The sequence below is a fragment of the Streptomyces aurantiacus genome, assembly GCF_001418335.1.
Classification (GTDB): Bacteria; Actinomycetota; Actinomycetes; order Streptomycetales; family Streptomycetaceae; genus Streptomyces; species Streptomyces aurantiacus.
Window position 1 is genome coordinate 1 of sequence record NZ_LIPP01000285.1, and the last position, 7,516, is coordinate 7,516.

The 7,516-nt window shown below is 71.6% G+C and carries 8 protein-coding genes; 4 read left to right on the top strand and 4 right to left on the bottom strand.

Annotation, left to right across the window (positions count from 1 at the left end):
- Positions 1 to 57: 57 nt before the first annotated feature.
- Positions 58 to 1,029, bottom strand: coding sequence for an SDR family oxidoreductase (locus AOK01_RS31295; protein WP_079103910.1), 972 nt, complete (start codon positions 1,027 to 1,029; stop codon positions 58 to 60).
- 11 nt (positions 1,030 to 1,040) lie between these two features.
- On the bottom strand, positions 1,041 to 1,814 hold the full coding sequence (locus tag AOK01_RS31300) for an SDR family oxidoreductase (protein ID WP_055517596.1): 774 nt from the start codon (positions 1,812 to 1,814) through the stop codon (positions 1,041 to 1,043).
- A 156-nt stretch (positions 1,815 to 1,970) separates the two neighbouring features.
- Here AOK01_RS31300 and AOK01_RS31305 point away from each other — a divergent pair, with 156 nt between their 5' ends.
- The 4 genes from AOK01_RS31305 to AOK01_RS31320 are packed head-to-tail and all read left to right on the top strand — an operon-like array spanning position 1,971 to position 5,463.
- Entirely contained in the window at positions 1,971 to 2,714 is a 744-nt protein-coding gene (locus tag AOK01_RS31305; RefSeq protein ID WP_055517582.1) for an enoyl-CoA hydratase family protein, read from the top strand.
- A complete protein-coding gene (locus tag AOK01_RS31310; protein ID WP_055517584.1) occupies positions 2,715 to 3,578 on the top strand; it encodes a CoA transferase subunit A in 864 nt (287 codons plus the stop codon).
- On the top strand, positions 3,575 to 4,396 hold the full coding sequence (locus tag AOK01_RS31315; RefSeq protein ID WP_055517586.1) for a CoA-transferase subunit beta: 822 nt from the start codon (positions 3,575 to 3,577) through the stop codon (positions 4,394 to 4,396). The genes AOK01_RS31310 and AOK01_RS31315 overlap by 4 nt, the downstream gene beginning before the upstream one ends.
- Entirely contained in the window at positions 4,396 to 5,463 is a 1,068-nt protein-coding gene (locus AOK01_RS31320; RefSeq protein WP_055517588.1) for an NAD(P)H-dependent flavin oxidoreductase, read from the top strand. Before AOK01_RS31315 ends, AOK01_RS31320 begins: the two co-directional genes overlap by 1 nt.
- A gap of 105 nt (positions 5,464 to 5,568) precedes the next feature.
- Here the strand turns inward: AOK01_RS31320 and AOK01_RS31325 are convergent, their stop codons facing one another.
- Both AOK01_RS31325 and AOK01_RS31330 read right to left on the bottom strand, forming a co-directional pair.
- A complete protein-coding gene (locus AOK01_RS31325) occupies positions 5,569 to 6,726 on the bottom strand; it encodes an acetyl-CoA C-acetyltransferase (protein WP_055517590.1) in 1,158 nt (385 codons plus the stop codon).
- 32 nt (positions 6,727 to 6,758) lie between these two features.
- On the bottom strand, positions 6,759 to 7,445 hold the full coding sequence (locus AOK01_RS31330; protein WP_245702497.1) for a TetR/AcrR family transcriptional regulator: 687 nt from the start codon (positions 7,443 to 7,445) through the stop codon (positions 6,759 to 6,761).
- Positions 7,446 to 7,516 lie beyond the last annotated feature (71 nt).

Here is a 7,516-nt window from a genome sequence, read left to right on the forward strand (position 1 = left end):
GCTTGGCGCGCGGTTCCCCGCACCCCTGGTGGGCGACGGGGGCGTGCGCCGGTTGTGCTACTGCGCCCCGTGGGGCGCGGGTGGGGGCTGTGCCTGGGCGAGGAGCTTCAGCGTCGCGTCTCCCGCTTCGGCGGGGGTCCAGCGGGCGCCCTTGTCGGCGCTGGGGCCGGGCCGCCAGCCGTCCATGACGGTGATCCGGCCGCCTTCGGTCTCGAAGACCCGGCCGGTGACACCGGTGCTCGCGGCGGAGCCGAGCCAGACGACGAGCGGTGACACGTTCTGCGGGGCCATCGCGTCGAAGCCGCTGTCCGGTGCCGCCATGGCCTGGGCGAAGGCCGCCTCGGTCATCCGGGTCCGCGCGGCCGGCGCGATGGCGTTGACCTGCACTCCGTAGCGCCCCATCTCGGCGGCGGCCACCAGGGTGAGTCCCACGATGCCGGCCTTGGCGGCGCTGTAGTTGCCCTGTCCGACGGCCCCCGAAAGGCCTGCTCCGGAGCTGGTGTTGACGACTCGGGCCCGCGGTACGCGTCCCGTCTTCGCCTGGGCCCGCCAGTGCGCGGCGGCGTGCTTCAGCGGCAGGAAGTGGCCTTTCAGGTGGACGCGCATGACGGCGTCCCAGTCGTCCTCGTCGAGGTTCACCAGCATCCGGTCGCGCAGGAACCCGGCGTTGTTCACGAGTGTGTCGAGTCGCCCGAAGGCGTCCACCGCCGTGTGTACGAGGGATGCGGCGCCCTCGGTCGTCGCGATGTCCCCGGCGTGCTCGACGGCCTCGCCGCCCGCCGCGGTGATCTCCTCGACGACCTGCCGGGCCGGGCTGTCGGCCCCGGGCGAGCCGTCGAGTCCGACGCCCAGGTCGTTGACGACAACCCGTGCCCCCTCGGCCGCGAAGGCGAGCGCGTGGGCCCGTCCGAGCCCGCGTCCGGCACCCGTGACGATCACCACCCGCCCGTCGCAGATGCCGCTGCCCCTACCGATTCCGGTGGCTGTGCCTGCGGCTTCGCCGCTGTTGCTGCCGGTGTCCGAGGTCATGTCGCTCTTCCTCACTCCTCCATGTTGACGGTCGCCGCGTCCAGGAAGGCGGGCCGCTCGCCGCCGCCGTGCACGAGGAGAGCCGCCCCGGTGATGTACGCGGCGGCGTCCGACGCGAGGAAGACGGCCGCCCTGCCGACGTCCACGGGCACGGCGAGCCGGCCCAGCGGGACGGTGCGGGAGACGGCCTCCACGCCGTCCTCGCCCCCGTAGTGCAGGCGGGACAGCTCGGTGCGGACCATCCCGACCACCAGTGTGTTGACCCGCACGTCCGGTGCCCATTCCACGGCCATCGAGCGCGCCAGGTTCTCCAGTCCGGCCTTGGCCGCCCCGTAGGCGGCCGTGCCGGGTGAGGGCCGGGTCCCGCTGACGCTGCCGATCATCACGATGGAGCCCCGGGCGCGCTTCAGCCGGTCGTACGCCGCCAGGGAGGCCGTCAGGGGCGCGACGAGATTGAGGCCGATCACGCGCGCGTGCCGCTCGGCATCCGTCTCGGCGTCCGTCTCGGCATCCGTCTCGGTATCCGTCTCCACGAGCAGCCGGTAGGGGGCGCCGCCCGCGTTGTTGACCAGGACGTCGAGCCGGGGCAGCCCGCCGAAGAAGGCACGTACGGCCGGTGGGTCGCGCAGGTCGAGGGGGGCGAACTCGACTCCGTCGAGCGGTGCTTGCGGTGGTCTGCGCGCGCAGACCACGACCTCGTCACCCGTTTCGGCGAACGCCCTGGCGATCCCGGCGCCGACGCCCCTGGTCCCGCCCGTGACCACCACGAGCCGCCTGTCAGGCAGTTGGCCCGCCCCTTTGTCCGGCGGTTCGTTCGGCCGCCTGTCCGGCCGCTCGCCCGGCCACTTGTCCACAGGGCCTCCCGCTCGTCGGTATTCGCTGTTACCTTCACATCAGACCGAACCTAACAAACGTTTGGTGGAAAGGTAGCTGATGCGTCCATGGGTGTCTCCACCTCGTCCCCGGAAAAAGGGATTTCCGTCGTCACGGTCGACTTCCCGCCGGTGAACGCGCTGCCGGTGAGCGGCTGGTTCGCGCTGGCCGACACCGTGCGCGCGGCGGGACGTGACGCCGGAATCCGCTGTGTGGTGCTGGCCGCCGAGGGGCGGGGGTTCAACGCGGGCGTGGACATCAAGGAGATACAGACGAAGGGCGACAGCGCCCTGCTCGGCGCCAACCGCGGCTGCGCCGAAGCCTTCGCGGCCGTGTACGAGTGCGAGGTGCCGGTGGTGGCGCAGGTTCACGGCTTCTGTCTGGGCGGCGGGATAGGCCTGGTGGGCAACGCGGACGCGATCGTGGCGAGCGACGACGCCACCTTCGGGCTGCCCGAGCTGGACCGGGGCGCGCTGGGCGCGGCCACGCATCTGTCCCGTCTGGTGCCCCAGCATCTGATGCGCGCGCTGTACTACACGTCGCGCACGGCGACCGCGGCCGAGCTGCACGGGCACGGGTCGGTGTGGCGGGTCGTGGCGCGCGACCGGTTGCGCCCGGCCGCGCTGGAGCTGGCCCGCGAGATCGCCGGCAAGGACGGCCGGCTGATCCGGCTCGCGAAGGCCGCGATCAACGGCATCGACCCCGTCGACGTGCGCCGCAGCTACCGCTTCGAGCAGGGCTTCACGTTCGAGGCGGGCCTCGGCGGCGTGGGTGACCGGGTCCGGGACACGTTCGGGAAGGCGGGCCGGTAGGTGGGCGACAAGACGATGACCGCGGACGAGGCCGTTTCCCGGCTGGAGAGCGGGACGACCCTCGGCATCGGAGGCTGGGGTTCCCGCCGCAAGCCGATGGCTCTCGTACGGGCACTGCTCCGCTCCTCGGTCACCGACCTCACGGTCGTCTCGTACGGCGGCCCGGACATCGGCATGCTGGCGGCGGCCGGGCGGATACGGAAACTGGTCGCCCCTTTCGCGACGCTCGACTCGATCCCGCTCGAACCGCACTACCGGGCGGCCCGCGAGAGCGGCTCCCTCGAACTGATGGAGATCGACGAGGCGATGTTCATGTGGGGGCTGCGGGCCGCCGCCAACCGGCTCCCGTTCCTGCCGGTGCGGGCCGGCATCGGCTCGGACGTGATGCGGGTCAACCCCGGTCTGCGTACGGTCACTTCACCGTACGAGGACGAGGCGACCGGCGTGCGCGAGACCTTCGTCGCCGTGCCGGCCCTGCGGCTGGACGCGGCGCTGGTCCATGTGAACCGCGCCGACCGCGCGGGCAACGGCCAGTATCTGGGCCCCGACCCGTACTTCGACGACTTGTTCTGCGAGGCGGCGACGACGGCGTACGTGTCCTGTGAGCGGATCGTCGACACGGCGGAGCTGACGAAGGCGTCGCCCCCGCAGACCCTGCTGATCAAGCGGCTCCATGTGAGTGGCGTGGTGGAGGCGCCGAGCGGGGCGCACTTCACGTCGTGCGCGCCCGACCACGGCCGGGACGAGGCCTTCCAGCGGCTCTACGCGTCCATGCCGTGGCCCGAGTTCGCCGAGAGGTTCCTCGCGGGCGACGAACAGGCCTACCGGACCGCCGTGGAGGCATGGCACGAGGAGCAACGATGAGCGCGACGCCGAGCACACCACCGGACGCGGCTCCGTCTCTCAGCGCGTCCCCGAGCGGCGTGACCCGCGCCGAGTACTGCGTGATCGCTTGTGCCGAGGCGTGGCGGGGCGACGGCGAGGTGCTGGCCTCCCCGATGGGTTCGATCCCGTCGATCGGTGCCCGACTCGCCAGGCTCACCTTCTCGCCCGACCTGCTGCTGACGGACGGCGAGGCGCTGCTGGTCGGTCCGGACGGCACCCCGGAGGGCTGGTTGCCGTACCGGCAGCATCTGGCCCTGGTGACCGGCGGGCGTCGGCACGTGATGATGGGCGCGAGCCAGATCGACCGGTACGGCAACCAGAACATCTCGTGCGTGGGCGACTGGGCGCGGCCCGCCCGGCAGTTGCTCGGGGTGCGGGGCGGTCCCGTCAACACGGTGAACAACCCGGTCAGTTACTGGGTGCCCAGGCATTCGGCGCGGGTCTTCGTCGAGAAGGTCGACATGATCGGCGGGGTGGGGTACGACAGCGCCGCGGCGGCCGGTCCCACGGCGATCCGCTTCCACCGCATCCCGCGGGTGGTCTCGAACCTCGGAGTGTTCGACTTCGCGACCGAGGACCACTCGATGCGGCTGGCCTCGCTGCATCCGGGGGTGACGGTCGAGGAGGTGGTGGCGGCGACGGCCTTCGCCCTGGCCGTCGCGGACGAGGTGCCGTACACCCGTGAACCGTCGGCGGCGGAGCTGGCGTGGATCCGCGAGGTCATCGACCCTGCGGGCCTGCGCGACCGCGAGGTCCCCGATCCGCGGAGCCCGCGCGATCGTGGGGCCGAGAGCTGATGGAGACCGCGCTCACCCGGCTCGTCGGTGTCCGGTACCCGATCGTGCAGACCGGGATGGGCTGGGTGGCGGGCCCGCGCCTGGTGTCCGCGACGGCGAACGCGGGTGCGCTGGGCATCCTGGCCTCCGCGACGATGACGCCCGACCAGCTGCGGGCGGCGGTTCGGGAGGTCGGATCCCGTACGCAGGCGCCGTTCGGGGTGAATCTGCGCGCGGACGCGGGGGACGCCCGTGAGCGCGTACGGATCATCGTGGAGGAGGGTGTGCGGGTCGCGTCCTTCGCGCTCGCGCCGTCCCGCGAACTGATCGCCGAGCTGAAGGACGCGGGCGTGGTCGTCGTTCCCTCGGTCGGGGCCCGCCGCCATGCCGAGAAGGTCGAGGCGTGGGGAGCGGACGCGGTGCTCGTGCAGGGCGGCGAGGGCGGCGGCCACACCGGCGAGGTGGCGACCAGCGTCCTGCTCCCCCAGGTCGTGGACGCCGTCGGCATACCTGTCGTCGCGGCGGGCGGCTTCTTCGACGGCCGGGGCCTGGTCGCGGCACTCGCGTACGGCGCTGCGGGCGTCGCCATGGGCACCCGGTTCCTGCTCACCTCGGACTCGACGGTCCCGGACGCGGTGAAGGCCCGGTATCTGGCGGCCACGGTGAAGGACGTCACGGTGACGACCGCCGTGGACGGCCTGCCGCACCGCATGCTCCGTACGGACCTGGTGGACTCCCTTGAGAGCGCGGGCCGTACGAGAACGCTGGCCCACGCGGTGCGCCGGGCCGCCGGCTTCCGGAAGCTCTCGGATCTCACCTGGTCCCGGCTGATCCGCGACGGCCTGGCGATGAAGCACGGCAAGGACCTGACCTGGAGCCAGGTACTGCTGGCCGCCAACACCCCCATGTTGCTGCGCGCGTCGATGGTGGAGGGCCGCACGGACCTGGGGGTGATGGCGTCGGGCCAGGTGGCAGGCCTGATCGAGGACCTGCCTTCATGCGCGGACCTGGTGGACCGGGTGATGACGGAGGCAAGAGAAACACTGCGCGCACTCCCGGATCCGGGCCCACGGAGGGCGCCCCGTTAGGGGCACTTGTTTCAGGCGCGCTTGTTTCAGGGGCGCGGGGAACTGCGCGAACAACCCCCACCGGCCCGCAGCCGACACCCGGCCTGAAGCAGGCCCGAAACAGGCCTAGAGCCGCTCGACAATGGTCACGTTCGCCTGCCCTCCCCCCTCACACATCGTCTGCAGCCCGAACCGCCCCCCGGTCCGCTCCAGTTCGTGCAGCAAGGTCGTCATCAGCTTCACCCCAGTCGCCCCCAGCGGATGCCCGAGGGCAATCGCACCCCCGTTGACGTTGACCCGGTCGGGATCCGCCCCGGTCTCCTTCAGCCAGGCGAGAACGACCGGCGCGAACGCCTCGTTGATCTCGACGAGATCGATCTCGCCGATGGACATCCCGGCTTTCTTCAGGGCGTACGCGGTGGCCGGGATCGGCGCCGACAGCATCCGTATAGGGTCCTCACCCCGCACGGACAGATGGTGGACCCGCGCCCGGGGTGTGAGCCCGTGCTCACGCACGGCCCGCTCCGAGGCGAGCAGCATCGCGGCTGCCCCGTCGGACACCTGCGAGGAACAGGCCGCGGTGATGGTGCCGCCCTCGACCACCGGTCGCAGAGCCGCCATCTTCTCCAGCGAGGTGTCCCGTCGCGGCCCTTCGTCGACCGTGACGTCCCCGAACGGCACGGTCTCCCGCGCGAAGCGTCCCTCGTCGATCGCGCGCAGAGCCCGCTGATGGGACCGCAGTGCGAACTCCTCCTGGTCCCGCCGGCTGATCCCCCACTTGGCCGCGATCGACTCGGCGCCGTAGAACTGGTTGACGGGCCGGTCGCCGTACCGCGCCCGCCAGCCTTCGCTGCCCGCGAACGGCCCCTGGGTGAGCCCCAGCGGCTCGGTCGCCTGACGGGAGGCGAAGGCGATGGGGATCTGCGTCATGTTCTGGACGCCCCCCGCGACCACGAGGTCCTGCGTGCCCGAGAGGACGCCCTGGGCGGCGAAGTGCACGGCTTGCTGCGAGGAGCCGCACTGCCGGTCGATCGTCACCCCCGGCACCTCCTCGGGCAGCCCGGCCGCCAGCCAGCTGGTCCGCGCGACGTCACCGGCCTGCGGCCCCACGGTGTCCAGGCACCCGAAGACGACGTCCTCGACGGCGGCCGGGTCGACTCCGGAACGCGCGACCAGCGCCTTCAGCACATGCGCGCCCAGATCGGCGGGATGGACCCCGCCCAGGCCGCCCTTGCGACGTCCGACGGGTGTACGGACCGCTTCGACGATGTAGGCCTCGGCCATGCCAACTCCCCTGAATCAACTGCTCTCTACGGCTACTTCCCTTGCTCACGCTGCTTCCGTACGGGCTCCTGGACGGGCTCCCGTACGGGCGTTACAGGTTGTTCCACGGGTTCTCGTACGGCGATTCCGTCCAGCACCATCGACAGGTACTGCCGGGCGATCTCGTCCGGGCTGTGCTGTCCGCCGGGCCGGTACCAGGACGCGGCGACCCACACGGTGTCGCGCACGAACCGGTAGGTGAGCCGGATGTCGAGATCCTCCCGGAAGACCTCGCCCGCCACGCCCCGTTCCAGCGTGGACAGCCACGCCTTCTCGAACTTGCGCTGCGACTCGGCGAGGAACCCGAAGCGTTCCTGCGCGACGAGTTGCCTGGACTCCTTCTGGTAGATCGCGACGGCCGCGCGGTGCCGGTCGATCTCCCGGAAGGACTCGGTGACCAGGGCCTCCAGCGTCTCGCGCGGGCCGAGTTCGGCGTCCAGGACGGTGTCGTACCCGTCCCACAGCTCGTCCAGGAAGGTCCGCAGGATCTCCTCCAGCATCGATTCCTTGGAGTCGAAGTGGTAGTAGAGGCTGCCCGCGAGCATGCCGGCGTGGTCCGCGATCTTGCGCACGGTGGTGGCGTTGTAGCCCTGCTCGGCAAAGACCTCGGCGGCGGTACCGAGGAGTTCACGACGCCGCTCGGGCGAGGCGGTCACCTGGGGCTTCTTCTTGGTAGACACGATCCCATTCTCGGGCCCCCGACCCATCGGTGGCGCAGGGCCCCGCCCCGCGAGGGGCGCGGGGAACTGCG

Coding starts and splice junctions, on each gene's coding strand:
- AOK01_RS31295 (WP_079103910.1), bottom strand. CDS start 1,029: ATGACCTCGGACACCGGCAGCAACAGCGGCGAAGCCGCAGGCACAGCC.
- AOK01_RS31305 (WP_055517582.1), top strand. CDS start 1,971: ATGGGTGTCTCCACCTCGTCCCCGGAAAAAGGGATTTCCGTCGTCACG.
- AOK01_RS31315 (WP_055517586.1), top strand. CDS start 3,575: ATGAGCGCGACGCCGAGCACACCACCGGACGCGGCTCCGTCTCTCAGC.
- AOK01_RS31320 (WP_055517588.1), top strand. CDS start 4,396: ATGGAGACCGCGCTCACCCGGCTCGTCGGTGTCCGGTACCCGATCGTG.
- AOK01_RS31325 (WP_055517590.1), bottom strand. CDS start 6,726: ATGGCCGAGGCCTACATCGTCGAAGCGGTCCGTACACCCGTCGGACGT.